A 19,866-nucleotide genomic window follows, 5' to 3' on the forward strand; every position below is an offset into this window, starting at 1 on the left:
GTAATGACAACCAACACATCGACGCCACTTCGGGATGACATGCGGTTCTATATGCCCGTGAAGCAGCTTATTCTGCTCGGAAAGCCGGGTGGTCTCGAATATTGGATTGTGCCTTGCCCTCTGGGCGCGCGTCCCGACTCCTACGATGCACTCCGTCAGTTCTTGGAATCATTAGTCGCCTACATGAGTCGCGAACTCGGCTGTTCCCATGAGAGCTTTATAGCCCTCAGCCGGAAAGCTGATCCAAGCGCCAAGTTCCTCTTTGCTGAGAATGCCCGACACTGGAATCCAGAAACAGGACTAGGCGTCTTACCGCATCAGCCGCCTCCACGCATGATTCGTGCAGCCGACGTGTCGGACCTGGACCCGGAGAACCTGCCCCAGGTAATGCACACGCTGTTTCGAGTAAAGAAGGCTGGCAACGTACGGCTGAATGCCATGACGACGATGCTCGGTACGGGCAGCGGCCTGCAGATCTTGTCGCGGCTCGATGGCACGAAGCTATTAAACGCCCTAAAAGATGAGCACCTCGAGTTAATAGAGGATCCGCTGTATCGCATCTTCCCGTGGTATGTTCCGCTGCTCGATAAGGCTGCGCTCGACGAGCCACTTATTCCGAGAACCATTGAAGTGACGCGTAGAATCACGTTGTATATTCGGGAAAGTCCGGAAGATGGGGGCGTGTTGATCATCTCCTCAGAACCGCTTACCGGGCTCGTGGAGCAGTTCGGCTGCAAGCAGCTCGACTATGGAAAAAATCCGCAATGGACGCTTGAAGGAATTCCTAGTTGACCACTCCTGTAACGCAGATCTTCGTAGCAAGTGAGCAAGTCAGCAGGCTAGTCGTCGTGGCTCCCCCCTACACCTTATTGGCCGGCGTCTTCCTAGCGTGTGGTTTGTGTTGCGGGCTCGTCGGCTTAGTACTGGTAGTCGTGGGTTGCCTCGGAGCAATCCAAAGATCTCCAACTGCGACTGTCTCCGTCGGAGCTCTGCCTGTCCTGCTCTGTTTCGGAATCGGTATACCTTTTGTGGTCGTGGCGGTGCTAACCGGCTCGGCTACTCGGGTGACCGTATCGCCCGACCTGCTGAAGGTGCAGCGCACCTTCCTTACGTTTCCCGTCAAAACTCGCTCCTATACTCTGGATCAGGTGCGCTTTGTTCAGGTCGGTATGGGAAACACCTGTCTCTCGCTCCAGGCCGTCATGAACGATGGACGGGGCGAGACGCTGATTGGCTGCACCGACCTTACGGGCTACAACGAAGTTGCGGACGCGATCAACAGGTTTCTTATCGCTCACCGCTGACCATTGCGTTATTGGAGATGATCTCCACGGCTTCCTTCAGAGAAACTAGTACCCAAACGATCACTCCCTGCAGTCCGATGCTCAGCCCCAACGCAACATTCATAGGCCATTGACCTATTCAGTGGAAGATCGTTTTACAGCCAAGACAGGCATCGGTCACTACTGGTGCAGACACAAACCTGTAAAAACAAGGTCGCAGAATCTTCTGCAAGAAGTTCTATAGCGTCAGGGTTGGTGTCGTTCGGCTGCATCGTATCCATCCTATTTTCTCGAGACTTCAGAGCTTGTCGTAATCTGCGTTATCGGGACATGGCGCTCCGCCGATAAGCGCCAACGCTTTGTCTATTGCGCTTCGCGCAGAAGCCAGCTCACTTTTACGTTTATGAGGACGAGTGAACACGCGTAAGCGTTTACCATGACCCGCCGATTGTTACCGCACAGGCTACGGTGAAGCTGCGGATGCAATCAATACATTCCTGTGCGCAAACCCAGCTCTCGAGAAGCAGTAAGTCACTCCCCGGACGCGAGACGGAACGCGAGTTCTTTGGGCAGTTCCGCGGCCAGAATCTTATCTTGGACTGTTCGTATGTCATACTCGACGCGATGAAACTCGGCCACATATGAGGATGAATCGAAGATGCAGTAGGCTGCGCGCGGATCTCCATCGCGTGGCTGGCCTACAGCACCCGGGTTGAGCAGGTATCGCCGGTTCCAGTTCACCGCGAGCGTCACAGGCAGAGCATCAAGACGGCGGATGTCGAAACCCCTTCGGCAGGGCTCTGCGACAAAACAACCTTGCACGTGTGTGTGTCCGAAGAAGGTCACCTGCTCTCGAGCGTGATGCATGCCCGTGGCCGCTTCGTGCTCGTGAAACATATAACGATCCTCATCGTCAGGTGCGCCATGCACCAGGTCCAGATTTTCTACCTGCACCGGGCCGCGCGGCAGGTTACGCAACCATTCTTTATTTTCGTCAGTAAGCGCACCGAGCGTCCAGTATGAGGAGTATTGTGCGGCTGTACCAAACGTTTCGCAGGAAGTGAGGCCGCAACAGGCCTTGTCGTGATTGCCACGCACCACTACGTCAGCATGTGTGCGCACCCATGTAGTTACTTCATTCGGGCTGGGACCGTAGCCAACCACATCGCCCAGGCACAGGATTGCCTGATAATCGTGTCTTTTAGCGTCTCCGAGAACGGCGACGAGGGCTTCCCAGTTGGCGTGAAGATCACTCAGTATCAAGAATCGCAAGGCAAATCTCGGCTTTCATTCTTCCGGCAAAGTAGGGGTAATCCGAAGCCGGCGTCCGGATCGTGGTGCAGGCAGCGCGGGACTGCAGCAAGCGGGAATGATCATTGAAGGAATATCAAGCTCATATACAACGTAAGCCCCTGGCTGCATGCAGTGCGCAGGATCCTGATTGACGCACCTGTGCGCCATGATGGAACGTGTGATCTGTACTGCATCAATAATCGTCAGGCCAGGACGGTATTCGTGCCATAAACAGGCGAACCCATTCTCTTGGTCGACATTCGGATGGAACACGGGCCTCATGAAGTAGGCGTCTAGCGGCAGTGTTGGATAATAGCGTGGAAACACGTAGCGAAGCACGTGCTCTGCTCTCACATGAGGCTCGCCTGTTTCACGTATCCACGCAGGCGAGTTTGCAAACGTAACGTGAAACTCGCCTGGCACTCTTTCTATAGCAACGAAGATGCCAGGATTGGCAGCGGCAAGCGTCTGCAATTGTTCCCATTCCCCCTCGATCCTCCGTTCGCGAAGGTTCATCGGCTCTCTTCAACCATTGAGAACAATCGTGGATACGCGCAGGATGTCATTCGCCCTGACGCCTTGCTGCGTAAGCGAGAGGCTAAAGTCGAGCGATACACCATTCCAGACGACCTGGGGTTGACCTTCGCCCTTGAGGTAATCCCCTCGCTCGCGCAACTCGAAGAGAATTTCATCTAATGTTGCATCCAGTGTTTCCTGTTCATCAATGTCGACGTTGAACTTCTGTTCAGCGCGTACTGTGTCGAACAGCATCTGGTACTTGGGCATGCCAACCTTCCTTCTATAAGAGCAGTTGATTTTGATAAAGCGTTCTATTGAGGTCATCGGCGTTGTTCTGTGGCGCGTCATCATGTCAGCCGTATGGTAGCTCGGGGATAGTCCATCGACAACGACTGCACTGGCCGTTCAAGTCATCCCAGCAGGAGCGGCAGTGGCTGTGGCCACATGCACGGCAGGCCCATTGCGATACGCGGCCATCGGCCAAGTGAAGACACAACAGACAGCGACCTCCTCTAACTTGAGGGCCGAGGCGCTCTTGCCACCATTCTCCCTCGATAGGCAGCAGGAGGATCTGATTTGTCTCGCAGAGTCTGCACCTGTCCTTTTCGAACTCCCAGCAGTTCTCACAGGAGAGCATGTGGCAGCGCGGGCATGAAAAGGAGAGCAGAAGGCGTACAGACTTCCGGCAGATCTGACAGCGGTCACTGCGCACAGCTGCAAACAATGCCGGGCTCCCTGCAGGAAGGATTGCCAACACCGGTGCAAGCCAAACGACGTGCGGCAGAGCAGTCTCGCTTCCGGCTAGTCCGGATCCGAGACCAAGCAGGCTGGCGAAACCTGCGACGAGCGGCGAAAGCCCGATGCTAATTACCTGAAGCGAAAGAATCCGCTCTCCCAGGTAAATGAGTGTTCCTGCAAGGAGTGCCCCGACAAAACATCCTTCCACATGCCAGCGGATAGCCACTAACTGTAATGCGGCAGCGAGCAACCCAAGAGATATAAGCAGAACGTGCTTCCGTAACTCTGTCATACCGCGCTCTCCGCAAAATCGTGTCGACTCTCCTTGATTAGCAGCGAACCGGCGCCGCAGGCGGGACAACTTCCCCAGCGCCTGACCCACCCCACCCTTCGCTGTGGAAAGAACTGCGCCCCGCACGCTATGCACGCAGCGCGTGTGCAGACAGGGAATAATTCTCCCGATAACTCATCGTGTAACGGGCATACATCACTGCGGGAGTGGCGTATCTTCTCCGCGATCTCCTGGCGGTCTAAGTCAAGATGTATAGAGAAAGCATCACATTTGCTAGTGCTGGTTGAGACCGCCACGTCTATCTGCAAAGAGGATACGAGAGAAGTCATCCTGGCCGCGCTCGTCCAACTGCTTCGCTCCTCCGTTTCCTCAGACCAGCAGGCGTGTACATCCGATTCCCAGGCGCTCAATAAAGAAGCTCTTCGTCGGCTGCTAAGCAGGCACGCGAAGCAGGCTGCAGATCTCTCATGGGGAAACCAGGAGACCCTTCCCAGCTGTGTACTGGTACCGCCTACTCCAGCGTCACAGACTGGCAACACGTAGTGGCCGGCTATAGCTGCAATCTCTGTGCGGGCCAGATCAGTATCCACGCAGCTGAAGAGAATGTCAGACTCCGCAAAGCGCACGGGATCCACATCTGCGATCTCGACCGACGCTCCTTCCCACCTCGTCGCGGGGAAGCGAGCACGAAGACAGGGGAGGGCCGTAATCACCTTTGGCATGCCAGGAACAGTATCGGACCACAGTTCAGACCGGCAGATGTTCTTCTCTTCAAGTAAGTCTGCGTCAGCGATAAAAACCTGTTCACATCCCAGCAGACCAAGCTTGATCGCAAGCTCGGAACCGAGTGCGCCGATTCCCACAAGCATGACTCTTCGCATCAACAGGGATACTCCATGAACAACGAGACAGGCTCAGTATACAAAGTGTGCATCCTGCATCTGCCCTCACGTGAAGCGGGTCGCCCGAATTAACCTGCGACATCGCCAGAGCTATAACTTTGCCCGCAGATTGGGTCAGTAATCAGAGAAATGGACACATCGTTTCCGCCGGAACCGGAAACAATCAATTCATGGCCGCATGCTGATACTGCTCTATCACAGCGCTTTCTGATGAATATCAATCAACTCCTATATTTCATGTCGCTGGCGGGTGGATTAGCTGGGCTGTTCGCGTGGGCGAGCCAAGGGCTGATAGTCATGTTGCTCCCTGCGGGGATAGCTCCCTGGGCGTCTGTGGTGACTGCGGCTGCCTTACTCGGCGGTTCCATCGGCGGGTTCATCGTCGTCTTCGATGAGAAATGGGCCGGCAACCGCGTGCAGATTCGCTGGGTAGCGATGGGCGCGCTGGTAGGTTTCTGTGCCGGCACTGTATCGGGTGCTTTGCATTTGCCGCTTCGTGCGGCTCTGCCAGCCGCGTTGCCGTTGGGCGTTGTGATGGGTTGGATGGTAAGTGGTGCATTGATCGGCGCAGGGCTCGGCGCACGCTGGCTAGCAGTGAATCGTGCACGCGTTGCGCACGGCATGATAGGCGGCATGTGCGGTGGCTTTCTGGGCGGAGTAACCTTTGCTACTTTGAGCCAATGGCTGCCTGATATTTCGCAGGCTCTGGCCTTCGTGCTTACAGGAGCCGGCATCAGTTTTGGTATTGCTTTCGCGCCCGTATTCCTTCGCAGTGCCGCGCTCAGGTTTATAAATAGTGGCGATGCGCGTGCCATCGGGAAACTGGGCAAGAAAGAATGGACGGTCCAGGATGGCGACAGTTATATCGTCGGTAGCCAGAGCGCGGACCTCTCCAAGTCACGTTACGGACGCGAGGTAGATATCTACCTGCCTGATGCCTCGGTAGCTCCGCGGCATGCCCGTATCTACAGCAAAGATGGGCGGTTCTTCATCACGCGACATCCGGATGTGATGTCCGAGGCCGGCCTTCGACGCTTTGTGCTCAAGGTTCAAAATCGATCTATTACCACGCCACGTGAACTGCAGGATCAGAGTCTTATTGTGCTTGGGCGCACCACGCTGATGTTCCTCGCGAAGCAGAAGCCGGAGCGATCACAGTGAAGAGAATGTGCCGGTCACTCGCACTTATAGCAGTCGCAGGTCTCTCGTCCCTCTTAGGGGCACAGGGTCCGGCTGTCTCGCTTGACTTTCTCGCCAAGCCAGCGCTGGTTGAATGCGAACCTGCGGGTGCAGAGCTCTGCTTCCGCTTGAACTTCGGTTTCCTTGACGCCGGTAACAAGTCCTCTGCTGTGCCGCTTCCTCCTGCGCGGGAACTTGTGCAGAGGATTGAAGTTCAGGCCGATGGTCAATCCATTTATCCCTTCTATGCAGCGCCAACTGCAGGCGGCGTGCAGGTCCCCGCGCGCCGACCGCAGACAGCCATACTGCTTCTTGATGTGAGTGGGAGCATGCTGACTAAGGATATCGACGGGCAGACGCGCTTCGACGCGGCAAGAAGTGCGGCGGCCGCTTATCTGCAAGGATTTTCGGATGGTAAAGATCACGTAGCGGTTATTCCCTTCGCCAGTCGCAACCTGGAGGAGACTATCGCATCGGCCCATTTTGTGAGCACGCGCGCCGAAGCGCAGGCGCAACTGGATGCGTTGCCACGCCCGGAGCCGAACAACAATACTGCATTGTATTCAGCAGTAGCAGCCGCTGTCGGCGCGCTGGCACAACAGCGGCATGGCGGCGACCAGGCCCGTCTGATCGTACTTACCGACGGCACAAACGATGTGCATCCTCAAATTGGCGACGACACCGGTTTATTGACAGGGGTTGATGGCTTGAATGCGGCTGCGATTGCGGTAGAAAAATCTGGTGTCGATGTGCTTCCCATCGGGCTCGGGGACGAGCATTCTATCGACGAGGTGTCGATGGCCAGACTTGGCACGCAGCCGCCGTTGATCACCTTCGACATTAACTCGCTGCGCAAAGCTTTTCAACTGCCGCAGGCAGAGCAAGTAGGCGGAGTTACTGTCATGGTCAAGGCCCCGCGGTCGCTCGCTTCCCGTACCTTGCTTGCGGGTCGAGTGATTCGCTTTCGCATAAAGATGACGCTGGCGGACGAAGTGATACTGGTCGAGAACCGGCCTGCTCTCTGGATCGCTCCTCCAGTTGCTACGCCATCGTTCGACGGCGAGTCGACCGAGACTGAACAACGGGCGTATCTCGCGAGCGTCCATATAGGCGAAGATTCTGCGTGGCTCATTGCGCGACCCATTTTGGTCTTCTTAGGATTTGCCGCGCTACTGGCAGTCCTTTGGTTTGGTCTGCCGCGACTTATATGGCTGGATCGCTACGATCACCGCACGGCGAGGCCTTTGCGGCCAGAGTATTGGCCAGGATCAGAAATGACGTTGCAGCAGGAGAGCCCGCTCGCTTATCGAGCAGCGCCGCCAGGCTTTGAACCTGGCGGCCGTGGTGTACGTGCGCCGGTACGCGACCCCAGGGAGAACACCATTGTGCAACCGATGGCAGATTTTGAATCTACTAAGACACGCCTGAGCTGAGAACGAAACACGAGGAGATAGTTCTATGCCGATCATTGAAGTGAAGCGCCAGAATGTACGCCCGGCTGTTCGAAAGGTGCCAACAAGCACTTGTGCTGTCACCATGCCGATGACACGCGAGCGCGTGAACCGGGAAGTGCATAGCGAAACTGAAGAGCCAACGATGGTGGAATCACTTCAGGATGCGTTTACGAAGTTCAAGCCGCAGATCAAATTCAGTGGAAGGACTGAAGCGGATGGCATTCAATTCGAAGCGGACTTGCGCTTCGACAGCATCAAGGATTTCGAGCCGTCGAACATCATGACCCGCCAGGAAGTCCGCGCGGAAGATGGTTCGGTCACCTATCTGCGCAATGATCTGGCAGACCTGAAGAACAACATTGATCTGATGTACCGGCTCAAGGATCGCTGGAAGCTACCCGCTGTTCGTCGGGCATGGGGCAGCGAAGAGGAGCGCAAGCAGATTATCGCCGCATTGGGGCAGCTGCGCAGTGAACTCGAAAAGGTTGTAGAGGGGGACAAGTAATGGAAACGCTTACAAGAACCACCAGCGAAATTCTGGGTGAGTCACCGGCGCGCGACGTCATGCTCGAGATATTCGCAGACCTGCATCCCGGGCTTATCGATGAGAGCCGCTCGATGGAGTCCATTTTTTCCCCGAAGAGCGCGAATGAGTTTCTTCTTCAGATTTCTGACATTACCGCTATGTTGAGCGAGCAGGACAGCTTCGAGGAGACGCTGAAGAAGCTGCAGGCGCAGATCGATCGGGCAGAGGGCATGCGCGATGAATTGCTCGAGCAAGTCTTTGAACAGGTGCGACCGATCGAAAGAAGTTATCGCGAGCTCCAAATCTTCTTTGAAAACACCAAGGTATATGACGGCAAGCAGAGAAAGCCTATTGAACTGTTTGTCTGGAATGCGGACCCGCGCGAAATCAAGGGTGTATTCAGCATGACGATTGCGGCAGTCGAAAACTTCTGTAAGAAGCGCAATGACAATTTCAACTTCCGGGATGATATCTGCAACCTGGTCATACCGGGCATGATCAGTCAGACAGTACGCGAACGCCTCGAGAACATCGCGAATCAATGGGGCATACTGCTAATCACGGATATTGATGACGAGAAGTCTTTTCAGAATGTAGAACGCAACTTCCGGCCCGGCGGCAAGTACGAGTTTCTCAAGCGTCCAGAGGATCGTGCCGCTGCTGACGTAGTAGTGATGGGATATCTGCAGTTGAGACCCAAGTACTGGTTTGAGCGCACCCTTGACGGCGGAGACGATCTGTATGGTCCCCCCTCGCTTGCATTTGCCGGCGCAGTGGCGCGTACTGACGACAGTGCGGGCATGGCGCAGGGTCCCGTTGGTTCACGCTTCGGGCAGATTACAGGGTCTGAAAGGTCACGCATTGAACCGCTGATCAGCGAGATGGAACACATCAGCATGGAACGGCAGCTGATCCCGATTATCCGCGATGCAGATAACAAGCTGTGCTTCTTCGGCTGCAGAACTCTTGCCGACGATCCTTACGGCGTGTACAAGTTCTTTACTTCTTATCGCATCATCCGCTACATCGAGCGCTGCTGCAGGCATCATCTTTTGCAGGTTGCCGGTCAAGTGCTCACACGCGACTTTATCGATGAAGCTATCGAACGCCCGATTGCACGGATGCTGCAGGAGCAGGTGGATGCGGGTACACTCATTGATTTCAAACTGGAGATCGATCGCGATGCCTCTAAGCGAATGCAGGGTATCTGTGATCTCAAGTTAGAGATTGTTCCTACGGGACCAGGTGAGACATTCCGTCTCAAGATTGACACACCTGATTTCACTCCCGAGGGGGCAAAGCAGGAGAAGGAGATCGGGTAATGTGCACGCAGGAGAGATCCGGAAATCTGACATGTGGCTCGATCGCATTCTCAGGTTCATCAGGCGCTCGCTGCAAAGGCGTACGAGCATTCAACTAAACGCACCACAGCGAAAGGAAATAAAAAGGAGAGCGGTTCATATGTCTAGTCCACTACGCAGCACGATCACGATCAACGGTAATAAGTTTGATGCTCTGGCGAGCAGCGTACGCTTTGCAACATTAAAGGATCGCGCGGGTATGCCTGAGATGGGTACGCTTTCAACCGCGATCAAGGTCTACGCCGACTTTCACGATGATGTAAATATTTCGAACGGCATACTCCAGCAGCTCTTTACGCTTGCGAACGTGGTGACACGCGACAAAATCGTCGATATGAAGATTGAGTACTGGAAGGACGACGCCAAGAAGGACGCCCTTTGCAGCTATAAGTTCAAGGGTTGGATCAGCCGCTTTGAAACCGGCAATCCACTCCCCGCTTCGGCTCCGGATGGGAGTGTCGATTCGAGCCAGTATTCGACCGTGAACCATCTGCTGACGCTTGAACTTGAGCCGGCAATGAACCAGCAGAACTTCAAAGAGATCACCATGGGTAATTAATCTTTTCCGGACAAGCCCGGTGTCCAAACCAGTGCGCCGGGCGTGTCGCTTTCTGTTCGTAAAGGCCCATTGTCGTGTCAGTGGAATCGTTCTTCGCAGGTAAGGAGCATTATCCTTGATTACAAAGCCATCTCCAGATCATCTCTACAGCCTGCCGATTGCATTCCCTTTACGCCTGCAACAGGCACAATTGCAGAAGACAGATGCGCGAGAGTCATACCTTACGCTGCTCTGGATCATGGCGCGAACGCCATGTGGTTCCTGGCCTGGAGATCAACACTTCGGTTTCCGGGAGTTCTTTCACGATGTTCTCAAGGACGGACTGTCGGAAGAGCAGCGAACCCGCTTGATCGACACCACTGTGAAGAATATTAATACCGTTATGGTGGGGCTCGACCTGAGGGATTACTGTGTCGATTCGCTTGCCCTTGAAGGGCCGCCGAAAGAGTTGCAAGGCTTCGAGCGTGCTCGCTGGCTGAATCAGAGCATGGAAGCTTATGGCGTGACGCTCACGGTGCGTGAAAGAAGCAGCGACCGCGCATACGGATACAGCCTATGAACTCGAGCGCTGCTGAAATCGATCTGAAACTCCGGGATGACTTTCGCCGCTATCTACGTGAGTACGGGATCGAGTCCACGCTGATAGATCCTGTACTCGCAGTCTTGTTCCGGACTCTCTCCTCGCAGATTCACGCGATGTCCTCTGATACTGACAAGCTCAGGACCGCGCTGCTGCACGAGCTTCTCGAAGGGCTTGGATTCGATCGCCCCTACGCGCATCCTGCACAGGCTATCGTCCGCTACGCGTGCCTCGGCGAGCCTGCGTACATTGCAGCCGCCACGGAGCTTACCGGGGAGCCCGACAACGGCGGTCGTATGAGCTTTACAACGGACTACGGAATCTCTATTTCTTCCGCACGGGTTGCTGCCGTGTTTGTGTATGAGAGCGAGCAAGGGAACGGGCAACGTGGACCCCGGAGGCAGGGTTCTCTGCGACTGCTCAGCGGCATGCACCTCCCCGAAGAAACCTTACGCGCCGAGCCGACCTATGACGCAGTCTCTGTAGATCTGGGAGTTTATCCGGCCATCTATATAGCGCTTGAGAATCTCGGCCCTGCTTATCTTTCCGGACATGGCATCTTTCTGCAGACCAGCTTCGAAGCTACGCTGCTGAATGCGCAGCTGGAGCGTGACAACTGGTGTCTGGCCTCGAACGAAGGCAGGTTCGGCGCATGTGGTGTGCTCCGACCTTCCGCATCGCATGGCGGCCAGCAGAGCCTCAGGTGGTTGCAGGAAGCGGCCGATTTGATCACCGAGAAGGATTCGGAAGTTGAACGCCCCAGACTGGCTGGCGGCTTCTGGCGCGGCAAATGTTTTGTTCTCCCAAGTGTTCCTGCCGATCGCCGATTTCTATGTGAGTCTCCAGTAGGACTCGAGAAACCATTGCGCTCCATTTTTGAGCGGCCCGCACTTTTTATAAGGCCGCGCGCGTGGTTGCGTATACAGCTTGATGCGCGCGTCGAACCCCTTCACGCCGCACTCACCGCTGTGCACCTGCACGCGCAGAGCGCTTCCAATGTAGGGTGTTTGAACCAGACAGTTCGATTTGCGGAACACGGTACCACGATCCCGGTCAGCGTTGAGACAGGCGGTCATTCTCTTCTCGTTGCTCCCCTTGCGATTACAGGGGAGAGTGGGATTTCCTATCTTCCAGAGTTTCATCCGTCCTTTACGCCTGGGCAAGGGCGCTATCGTTTGAACCAAGGTTACCTGACGCTTCTCCCCGGCAAGATGGCGAATGGCAGCGATGAAACAGTCGCTAATGTGCGCCTGTGGATGACCGCAGGCAGGGCTGGAAACCAGATGAGTGCCACCCGTCTGCACAGCTTCGCGAAGGGAGCCCCAGCAAGGAATGTGACGGTTGAAAATATCACGACTGCAGCCGGTGGCTCAAATGGAGAGAGTGCAGATGCCGCCCAGCAGCGCTTCTCCGAGGCGCTCCTTTCTCGCCAGCGTCTTATTACACGCGCCGATCTTGAACTCGCGCTACGCTCTTTTGATCGCCGCATCACGGGCGTAGGTGTAGCGCCGACACTAGCTCGTGGTCCGCGCGGCCAGTTGCGCCGATTGCACCAGATTACCGTCACTGCATTGCGTGAACGCTTCGCCGATCCTGAAGAAGAGAAACGCATCCTGATCGTTGATCTGGAGAGCTATCTCGCTGACCGGGTGCCGTTGGACGTCGATGTACGGGTGGAGGTCGCATGGTCGTGAGCGAGGCGTCACCTACCCTGCAGACGATGAGCGAATCTGCTAAGGCACCCCTTATGCCGAACTTTGCGCAAAGCACCAGCACTTTCACGCACACTGTTGATTCGGCGATGCGCGTGCTTGATGCATTCGGCGTCTCGGAATCGCGCGTTACACTGCGAATGGCGGGTCTTGGACGGCCGAGTCTCGAGATTGTGAGTCAATCGCCACCGCCCGGCTCGCCGCTCATCTCGTCGGTGAGGATCGTTTTATTCATCGCCGGCTTTGGCTTCTTCTCCGCGTTGCCCCTGCCCATGCGTGAGTCGGGCGGTGAGGCCGAGATGGGCACACGCGAGATCTGCCAAGTCTTTGACGATCCCTTGCAGAAGGCGGCACAGTGGTTCCGTGCAGGTGCTCCTCTCTTCGCGATCGGGCCGGATAAGCCTGCAGCATGCCGCCGCTGGCTCTCGCTCTTTGGAATTGATCCAACATTGTGGCCCGAGGAACTGCTCTATCCCCTCGCGCTGCTTGCGCCAACGCTGGTCCGTTTTGCTGGGAGGCAAATCGGTGTAAAGCTCGCCTTTCTCATGCTCTTCGGTCTGCCTGTTTACGAAATATGCAACACCAGCAATTACAGATCCTTGCCAGCCAACCAGTGTTCGCTCTTTGGTGCGCAGGCGAGTCGGCTTGGTACCGATCTGCTGTTAGGCGATCGTCAAGCGGATGCGGATGCGATCACGGTCCGACTAGGGCCAGTCACACTTGTAACTTACGAGTCTTTTCAGACCCCTGACGGCAGGCGACTTTTAGAACTGGCAACCGATCTTTGCCTGAGTGCCTATCAACAACACCAGATTGGCTGGCTCGTCGAGAATGAGTCTGAAGTGCCTCGCCTTGGTGTCGCTGCCAGTAACAGCCGTATCGGTCTCAATTTTCACCTGGGCAGAGGAGCTTCAGTATGAACCCGCAAGATGTTCGACATAATGCAGTTAATTGGGAATTCGGGATGCTAGTCACTCCTGAACACTTCCTTCGGCAGGAGCGCTTCTACGATGCGACGATGCTGTGGATGCTGCGCTATGCACAGCATGATTTCGGGTTGATCGGCGGTGGCCCGCGGCTGTCGGAAAGTGAGTTCGGCGCGGTACGCCACGATCCGATAGTCACCCTCTTTGAAGATGAGCACACGCTTAGCATCACCATCACTCAATGCCGCGGGCTGACACAGGGTGGCACTCCAGTAGAGATCTCCCCCGACTTACCCCTCCACCGCAACTTCAAGAAGGCCGAATTGGAAGGTCTGCAGGAGGCGCGCATCTACGTGATAGCCGCGCCGCACCACTACACGGTGCTCGATGGTTCAGTGGATAAGCATAACCCTCAGATGCAGACAGAGCGTGTCCGCACCTGTCAGCTTAGCCTGCGGCCGTATGGAGAAGAGGCACAGCAGGCGATTGCAGTAGCCAAGCTGCGCCGGTCCCAGCGGGGCATCGCCTTCGAACTGGATCCTGCATTTATCCCGCCCTGTACCAATCTCACGGCCTTCAGCGAGCTGTCGGTGGCATGGCGTCGGATCGTCGAGCAACTCTCGTATCTGTCAGCACGCTTCGTTGAACTGCATCGCGCCATGCAGGAGTACATTGAACTCGCCCGCGAGCGTGGGATCGATGGTGCCATCGATCTAGACACGCTAGAGTTTGTCAAACGAGTCATCCCCGCGCTCGAGTCCTGCTTGTACGACTGCCTGAATCCTGTGCAGGTCCCGGCGCATTTCTTTGGTAGTATTCGCAAGTTTTTACAGGGGGCGGCTGTAAGTCTCGATCTGAATCCGCCGGTGCAGCAGTACTTTGATGCGCTGAAGAACGCGGGCGAGACGGAGTTTGTGCCGTTGGTCGAACAGCAGAAGCAGTTACTGAAAAGCTCGCGTCGCTGGAGAACTGAAGATGACCTCGGCGAAGAGGTACTCTTTATACAAAATTCGCTTCGCAGCCTGCAGACCCTTGAGCGCGCGCTGGAGGGCAAGTACATTGATTTTCGTGTTAGTTGCACGTTAGACACCATGAACTTTATCTTCGACCGCGGTGGGAGCGCCCTATACAAGCTCGCAGCGAAGCCGTCGCGCCTGCAGGGATTCGGCGACCAGATGACGTTCTACTTCGCCAACGTACGCCTTGAAGGTCGGGAGAAATACCGAATCATTCTCACCGCAGAGATGGAGCATGAGTATGCTGCGGACCTTCAAGTGCCCGTCGAGGTTCGTATCAATGAGGGCAGCGGCGCGCGACGGCCGCCGCTTCACGGGGTTGCACAGGCGCACTTCGGCGGACAGAGAAATGTGGAGTTCGACTTCGACGCGCCGGACATCGCGACGGTGACGGATCTGCGTGTTACCGTACCTGCACACTTCAGCGTGCGCATGGTACTGCTGTTCATTCGGCATCGCTTTTACGCGCAGGACATGCAGCATGGAAGCGAATCGCACGATCCGGAACGTAGACCGGCGCAGGCATCCGCTGCAGAGGAAATAGTCGAACCCGTGTCGACCGCGAAGGAGTCGGGTCAGCCAGCGTTCCGTCCTCCACTCCAGCCACAGGTCACGGGGCAACGCGGTTCATGGTCCTCGCGGCCGGACCACTCGACCCCGGAACCGAAGCAGGCGGATGAGCCTGTTGCTCCACCACGTAGAAGGCGTCTGGAATAAAGGATCGAAGATACATGGCCATGCAACTCGACAAACTTTCACCGGATCTGGAAACCTCGATCGATCATGCTCGTCTGCTCGCAGAGGAGCGCAAGCAAGCGAGCATCTCGCCCGAGCATCTTCTCTTCGTGCTGCTCGACGGAGAGACAGCAGAGGCAGCATACCTGACCCGTACTGGTGCTGCGCTCAGCCCATTGCTTTCCATGTTGGTGGAGCGCATAAACCGGTTGCCGCGTACCGGATTCGAAACAGGTCGTAGACCTATTGCATCGAAGACGCTGCGGGAGCTCATCGAACATTCGTTTACTGAGATGGAAGCACGCGGAGCGGAGACAGCAGAGCCGCTCGACTTCATGCAAGCTCTTGTTGCTCGCGGCGAGCGAGACTTGGTCGCCGGGCTGCGCATAGCGGGCATTACGCGTGAGACACTCGCCTCTTCGCAGGGGAGGGTTGAGGCAACACGCGGAGCTTTAGCCGACTGCGTATTAGACAGCTCCGCAAGCGCAACTGCAGCAAAGCCAACTCCTGCTGGCAAGGTGCTGGCGCAGTATTCCCGGGATCTGACAGCGATGGCCCGCGCCGGCGAGTTAATGCCGGTGGTGGGTCGTGATGAGGAGATTCGCCGCGTGGTGCAGACGCTGCTCCGCAAGACCAAGAGTAATCCGGTATGCGTGGGCGATCCTGGCACCGGTAAGACTTCGATCGCCGAGGGTCTGGCATTACGCATTGCGGCAGGCGATGTTCCTGAGTCACTCAAAGCCTGTAGCGTTCTAGCGCTTGATCTGGCTGCGCTGATTGCGGGGTCCAAGTACCGGGGCGAGTTTGAGGAACGGCTCAAGGCTGTGATCGACGAGTGCCGCAGACGCCGCGGCGAAATCATTCTCTTTCTTGATGAACTGCACACCCTGGTTGGTGCGGGTGGGAATGAAGGGGGCATGGACGCCGCGAATATACTGAAGCCCGCCCTGGCACGCGGTGAGTTGCGCTGCATCGGTGCCACGACGTTCGATGAATACCGCGAACGCATTGAGAAAGATGGGGCGCTGGCCAGACGGTTCGACATTGTGGTCGTGAAGGAGCCGACAGATGAAGCCATGCTCGTCATCCTGCGCGGTGTCCGGCCGCGCTATGAGGCGTATCACGGCGTTCGAATAGCAGATGAAGCGCTGCACGCGGCGGTAAAGCTCTCAAGGCGGTACATGCCTTCACGATTCCTGCCCGATAAAGCGATCGACATTATCGATGAAGCATCGGCAAGAATCCGTATGCAGAAAGAATCGAAACCGAAGCAGCTCGATAAACTGGAACGAAGCCTTGTGGACAGAGCGTTGCTGCTTGAGAGCACACCACCCGCTGCGAAGCAGCGTCCGGCTTTAGCCGAAGAGGTTGCCGGTCTGCAAATGCAGGTCGCAGAACTAAACGCTACGTGGGCCTCACAGAGCCAAGCTTCTATACAGTTGCAGGCCACCCGGAAAGCGATCGACGAACAGACCGCAAGGCTGGCAGCTGCGCAGGGGGAAGGCGATATGGCGCGTGCTGCGGAGATTCGTTATGGCGTGCTGCAGCATCTTGAGACACAGCGTCTTGATCTGGAGCAGCAATTAGCCGAGGCCGCGCGCAACCATCCTTTGATCTCTGAGGAAGTGCTTGCTGAGCATATTGCTGAAGTCATCGCGGATCGGGTGGGCATACCGATTCATCGCCTCATGGAAAGCGAACGTGAGCGCCTCATGCAATTAGAGGAGCGACTCTCAAGGCGCATCTTCGGTCAGCCCGAGGCGGTCCTCGCAGTAGCGGATGCAGTGCGTCGTATGCGCGCCGATCTACAGTCCAAGCGAAAGCCAAGCTCGTTTCTGTTTGTTGGACCGACCGGGACTGGCAAGACGGAGCTTGTCAAAGTACTCGCTGATGCTCTCTTCGATGACGAGACGGCGTTGATTCGCATTGACATGGGCGAGTACAAAGAGCGTGGCTCGGTAAGCGGGCTAATTGGTTCCCGCGCCGGGCTTATTGGCTCCGACGAAGGTGGCTATCTTACCGAGCGCGTGCGTCGCAGCCCATACTCCATCGTGCTCTTTGATGAAGTAGAGAAGGCACATCCCGAAGTGTTGGACCTGCTACTCAGCGTACTCGATGAAGGACGATTAACCGATGCGAAGGGCCGGTTGTGTGACTTCTCGAATTCGATCATTATCTTCACTTCCAATCTCGGAGCACGTGAAGCGATGGCAGCTAGCGAAGATGCAGCAACACGTCGGACGGTAATTCTCGAGATGGTGCGCTCCGCGCTGCGGCCTGAGTTTCACAACCGGATCTCGCAGGTAGTCCCGTTTGATGCGCTTAATGAGGCTGAGTTGAACCGTATCGTAGGTGAATCCTTCGAGAGGCTTGGCAAGAAGCTTGCCGAAGATCGCGAGATCGAACTGACTGTGAGCGATGAAGCGCTGCAGTATGTGTCCATTCTCTCGTTCGATCCCGAATATGGCGCCAGACCTGTAGAACGCACCATGCAGCAGGTCGTTGTCTCTCCGCTCGCGGCAGCTTTAATCGCAGGAGATATTGAACAGGGACAGAAGCTGCTTATCCATTACACAGAAGAAGCAGGGCTCACGTTTGATGTCTCCCAAGTCGTTCTCGCAAGTCTGTAAACGTTCATTGTGTGCTGCCGTGTCTCTCTCGTTGGCGGCAGCTTCCCTGTCATTTGCATTCGGGGGGCCTTCTACTTCGAGCAATGCAAGTGAGGGATGGATCCAACTTTTTGACGGGAGCTCTCGTTTCGGCTGGACGCAAGAGGGAGGCAACTGGCAAATCGCAAATGGGGCGCTTATCTCAGATGCTGTACTGGATTCGCGCCTGCGCATGGATGCTGCTTTTTCTGATTTCGATCTCAAAATGGAAGCACGGGTGGTCGGAGGCCCGGCAACCCTGCTGCTACGAGCGGATCCACAAAGCGAGCCGTCCCAGCCCGGCTACGGCCTGTCACTCGCCGACGGCACACTTGATGGCGTGAATGGCGCCGGGGCAAGAGGCTCTGGTGCGAACCTAGCTGCCGGGGTGTGGCACACTTACGAGGTGCGCGCTGACGGAGCCCATCTCATCGCCAGCGTCGACGGAAATGTAACGGCTGACTGGACAAACAAGAAAAACCGCGTAGGCTACTTCGAACTTGACGCTCCGCATGGAACCCGTCTTGAGTTGCGCTCCGCTACGCTTAAGCCGCTTGACCTCCACCGTGTGTACAACGGCAGCAATCTTGATGGCTGGCGTGCGGTCGCGCGCCCTGCCCCGGAAAGCAAGCCCAAACTCAAGCTTCCGATCCCGGGCCTATCAAGTAAGCCAAATCCTCCAAAGAGCGTGCTCTGGTCGGGAGAGAACTCCATCTCCGGAGCAGGGGGTGAGGGGCAGCTCGAATCTACGCAGACCTATGACGACTTCATCCTGCAGTTCGCCGCGAAGTCCTCACCTGGCAGTAAGGAAGAGCAGGCGGCAAGTGGTTTTTTCTTTCGAGGGGCAGCAGGGAAGACAGATTCCGGCTATATGGTCAGCACGGAAATGGCTAAAGGGAACGAGCCACAAGACGCAAAGCATTTCGGACTGGGCAGCCTGGTGCAGCTCGATAAGGCACGGCCTGTCGCGGTTGCAGACGGACAGTATTTCAATGGAACAATCGATGTCCGCAATCATCGTCTCTGTATCTGGATTAACGGTAAGTTAGTCACGGATTATTACGACTCGCGACCAGATGGCGTCTACCAGTCTGCGGCAGGTACATTCGGGTTCCGCATATTGAATGAACACGCCACGCTGAATGTGCGTGAAGTCGAGGCACTCGCTCTGCCCAAGGGGCCCGAGCCACCGCCGCCACTCACTCCAGTCCCTGCGCCCACTGCAGCGGCAACTACTGCAGCAACTTCCGCCATCGCACCAGTCCCCCCGATGGGGCCTCCTGCCATGCCCGGGCAATCGCCTGAGGAGAAGGCTCGAGAGATTCAGGTGCGGACGTTGACGACAGAGGCGCTCAATACGTCAAGCCCTGAAGATTCGATTCGGATCAATAAACAGATTCTTGTCCTCGACCCTGCAGACATGCCCGCGCAGGAGCGCCTGGACAAGGCGCAAGCGGAGGTTGATACTTCAAACGCGCTCAAAGAGCACGGGATTGAATTGCGCCACGCTTCTGCAGCCAAGCTCGAGGAGAATGCGACCCGTCGCGATGCGCTGCTTCTCGAGACACAGGATGCGTTGCTACGTGGCAATACCAGCCGGGCACGAGACAAGCTCAACGATGCGCAGAGGCTGGGGGCTCGAGGGCAAGAGGTCGATCACCTGCAATCGATCATCGAGACTCGGACCCGGAATCGCATCATGCTCTGGGTCGGGCTGGGTGGAATCAGCGGTCTCTCAGTCATCTTCGCCGGTATCTTCTTCTGGCGGCGAAGACGGCAAGTGATCGTTGCCTACCTTGTAGCGCTCGACGGACCGGAGAAGGGCAAACGCTATCTGTTGAATCAGGAAATTACGCACCTCGGCGGTGTTGCCATGGATGGCAGCAAGAAGAACGAGGTAATCGTGCGCGACCCGGATCGACTTGTCTCACGCTTTCATTGTGAGGTGCATAAGCGTCGGAACGCGTGTTATGTCATTGACTTGGATAGTGCGAATGGAACGTTTCTGAAAAACCAGCGTCTCGCGCCTGGGGTTGCAGCGCGGTTGCGAGATGGCGACCGCCTAAGCCTGGCGCGTGCTGCTGCGTTCAAGTTACAGTTCGAACGAAGCAGCACGCGCTGAGGAAGGACTCGCCCGGTTGAT

Annotated in this window: 17 protein-coding genes; 13 read left to right on the forward strand and 4 right to left on the reverse strand. The window is 56.3% G+C overall.

Annotated elements, in window-relative coordinates; translation table 11 throughout:
- The first annotated feature begins 51 nt into the window (after window positions 1-51).
- Window positions 52-792, forward strand: a complete 741-nt coding sequence (locus tag GSQ94_RS06930; protein ID WP_158942849.1) for a hypothetical protein — start codon at window positions 52-54, stop codon at window positions 790-792.
- A complete protein-coding gene (locus tag GSQ94_RS06935; protein ID WP_158942851.1) occupies window positions 789-1,304 on the forward strand; it encodes a hypothetical protein in 516 nt (171 codons plus the stop codon). Before GSQ94_RS06930 ends, GSQ94_RS06935 begins: the two co-directional genes overlap by 4 nt.
- A gap of 510 nt (window positions 1,305-1,814) precedes the next feature.
- Here GSQ94_RS06935 and GSQ94_RS06940 read toward each other — a convergent pair.
- From GSQ94_RS06940 to GSQ94_RS21790, 4 genes are all read right to left on the reverse strand, one after another.
- Window positions 1,815-2,555, reverse strand: a complete 741-nt coding sequence (locus GSQ94_RS06940; protein ID WP_158942852.1) for a metallophosphoesterase — start codon at window positions 2,553-2,555, stop codon at window positions 1,815-1,817.
- Window positions 2,556-2,570: 15 nt separating this feature from the next.
- Entirely contained in the window at window positions 2,571-3,092 is a 522-nt protein-coding gene (locus GSQ94_RS06945) for a ubiquitin-conjugating enzyme E2 (RefSeq protein ID WP_158942854.1), read from the reverse strand.
- A 9-nt stretch (window positions 3,093-3,101) separates the two neighbouring features.
- The gene (locus GSQ94_RS06950; protein ID WP_158942856.1) at window positions 3,102-3,362 is read right to left on the reverse strand and encodes a hypothetical protein; all 261 of its coding nucleotides are present in this window, start codon (window positions 3,360-3,362) and stop codon (window positions 3,102-3,104) included.
- Window positions 3,363-4,121: 759 nt separating this feature from the next.
- Window positions 4,122-5,006 (reverse strand): ThiF family adenylyltransferase, encoded by an 885-nt coding sequence (locus GSQ94_RS21790; protein WP_158942857.1) that lies wholly within the window; start codon window positions 5,004-5,006, stop codon window positions 4,122-4,124.
- Between the two features lie 150 nt (window positions 5,007-5,156).
- Here GSQ94_RS21790 and GSQ94_RS06960 point away from each other — a divergent pair, with 150 nt between their 5' ends.
- The 11 genes from GSQ94_RS06960 to GSQ94_RS07010 all read left to right on the forward strand — a co-directional run bounded on the left by GSQ94_RS06960 (window position 5,157) and on the right by GSQ94_RS07010 (window position 19,845).
- Window positions 5,157-6,188 carry an FHA domain-containing protein gene (locus tag GSQ94_RS06960; protein WP_158942858.1) on the forward strand — a complete coding sequence of 344 codons (1,032 nt, stop codon included), beginning with the start codon at window positions 5,157-5,159 and terminating at the stop codon, window positions 6,186-6,188.
- 5 nt (window positions 6,189-6,193) lie between these two features.
- Window positions 6,194-7,639, forward strand: coding sequence for a vWA domain-containing protein (locus GSQ94_RS06965; RefSeq protein WP_158942859.1), 1,446 nt, complete (start codon window positions 6,194-6,196; stop codon window positions 7,637-7,639).
- Between the two features lie 25 nt (window positions 7,640-7,664).
- Window positions 7,665-8,165, forward strand: a complete 501-nt coding sequence (locus GSQ94_RS06970) for a type VI secretion system contractile sheath small subunit (protein WP_158942860.1) — start codon at window positions 7,665-7,667, stop codon at window positions 8,163-8,165.
- Entirely contained in the window at window positions 8,165-9,508 is a 1,344-nt protein-coding gene (locus tag GSQ94_RS06975) for a hypothetical protein (RefSeq protein WP_158942861.1), read from the forward strand. Before GSQ94_RS06970 ends, GSQ94_RS06975 begins: the two co-directional genes overlap by 1 nt.
- A gap of 139 nt (window positions 9,509-9,647) precedes the next feature.
- Window positions 9,648-10,106 carry a hypothetical protein gene (locus GSQ94_RS06980; protein ID WP_158942862.1) on the forward strand — a complete coding sequence of 153 codons (459 nt, stop codon included), beginning with the start codon at window positions 9,648-9,650 and terminating at the stop codon, window positions 10,104-10,106.
- Window positions 10,107-10,221: 115 nt separating this feature from the next.
- The gene (locus tag GSQ94_RS06985) at window positions 10,222-10,665 is read left to right on the forward strand and encodes a hypothetical protein (RefSeq protein WP_158942863.1); all 444 of its coding nucleotides are present in this window, start codon (window positions 10,222-10,224) and stop codon (window positions 10,663-10,665) included.
- A complete protein-coding gene (locus GSQ94_RS06990; RefSeq protein ID WP_158942864.1) occupies window positions 10,662-12,380 on the forward strand; it encodes a hypothetical protein in 1,719 nt (572 codons plus the stop codon). Before GSQ94_RS06985 ends, GSQ94_RS06990 begins: the two co-directional genes overlap by 4 nt.
- A 53-nt stretch (window positions 12,381-12,433) precedes the next feature.
- Complete coding sequence (locus GSQ94_RS06995; RefSeq protein ID WP_158942865.1) at window positions 12,434-13,318, forward strand: type VI secretion system baseplate subunit TssG; 885 nt, start codon at window positions 12,434-12,436, stop codon at window positions 13,316-13,318.
- A 44-nt stretch (window positions 13,319-13,362) separates the two neighbouring features.
- Window positions 13,363-15,057 (forward strand): type VI secretion system baseplate subunit TssK, encoded by a 1,695-nt coding sequence (gene tssK / locus GSQ94_RS07000; RefSeq protein WP_158942866.1) that lies wholly within the window; start codon window positions 13,363-13,365, stop codon window positions 15,055-15,057.
- Window positions 15,058-15,626: 569 nt separating this feature from the next.
- Window positions 15,627-17,705: an ATP-dependent Clp protease ATP-binding subunit gene (locus GSQ94_RS21695; RefSeq protein ID WP_305794714.1), complete on the forward strand. Its 2,079-nt coding sequence runs from the start codon at window positions 15,627-15,629 to the stop codon at window positions 17,703-17,705.
- Window positions 17,674-19,845 carry a family 16 glycoside hydrolase gene (locus tag GSQ94_RS07010; RefSeq protein ID WP_254063707.1) on the forward strand — a complete coding sequence of 724 codons (2,172 nt, stop codon included), beginning with the start codon at window positions 17,674-17,676 and terminating at the stop codon, window positions 19,843-19,845. Before GSQ94_RS21695 ends, GSQ94_RS07010 begins: the two co-directional genes overlap by 32 nt.
- Window positions 19,846-19,866 lie beyond the last annotated feature (21 nt).

This window comes from Granulicella sp. S190 (assembly GCF_009766095.1).
GTDB lineage: Bacteria > Acidobacteriota > Terriglobia > Terriglobales > Acidobacteriaceae > Edaphobacter.

Excerpts from the sequence above, each read along its gene's own strand:
- GSQ94_RS06930 (WP_158942849.1), top strand. The coding sequence starts at position 52 with ATGCCCGTGAAGCAGCTTATTCTGCTCGGAAAGCCGGGTGGTCTCGAA.
- GSQ94_RS06945 (WP_158942854.1), bottom strand. The coding sequence starts at position 3,092 with ATGAACCTTCGCGAACGGAGGATCGAGGGGGAATGGGAACAATTGCAG.
- GSQ94_RS06950 (WP_158942856.1), bottom strand. The coding sequence starts at position 3,362 with ATGCCCAAGTACCAGATGCTGTTCGACACAGTACGCGCTGAACAGAAG.
- GSQ94_RS21790 (WP_158942857.1), bottom strand. The coding sequence starts at position 5,006 with ATGCGAAGAGTCATGCTTGTGGGAATCGGCGCACTCGGTTCCGAGCTT.
- GSQ94_RS06960 (WP_158942858.1), top strand. The coding sequence starts at position 5,157 with ATGGACACATCGTTTCCGCCGGAACCGGAAACAATCAATTCATGGCCG.
- GSQ94_RS06965 (WP_158942859.1), top strand. The coding sequence starts at position 6,194 with ATGTGCCGGTCACTCGCACTTATAGCAGTCGCAGGTCTCTCGTCCCTC.
- GSQ94_RS06970 (WP_158942860.1), top strand. The coding sequence starts at position 7,665 with ATGCCGATCATTGAAGTGAAGCGCCAGAATGTACGCCCGGCTGTTCGA.
- GSQ94_RS06975 (WP_158942861.1), top strand. The coding sequence starts at position 8,165 with ATGGAAACGCTTACAAGAACCACCAGCGAAATTCTGGGTGAGTCACCG.
- GSQ94_RS06980 (WP_158942862.1), top strand. The coding sequence starts at position 9,648 with ATGTCTAGTCCACTACGCAGCACGATCACGATCAACGGTAATAAGTTT.
- GSQ94_RS06990 (WP_158942864.1), top strand. The coding sequence starts at position 10,662 with ATGAACTCGAGCGCTGCTGAAATCGATCTGAAACTCCGGGATGACTTT.
- GSQ94_RS06995 (WP_158942865.1), top strand. The coding sequence starts at position 12,434 with ATGCCGAACTTTGCGCAAAGCACCAGCACTTTCACGCACACTGTTGAT.
- tssK (WP_158942866.1), top strand. The coding sequence starts at position 13,363 with ATGCTAGTCACTCCTGAACACTTCCTTCGGCAGGAGCGCTTCTACGAT.
- GSQ94_RS21695 (WP_305794714.1), top strand. The coding sequence starts at position 15,627 with ATGGCCCGCGCCGGCGAGTTAATGCCGGTGGTGGGTCGTGATGAGGAG.
- GSQ94_RS07010 (WP_254063707.1), top strand. The coding sequence starts at position 17,674 with ATGTCTCCCAAGTCGTTCTCGCAAGTCTGTAAACGTTCATTGTGTGCT.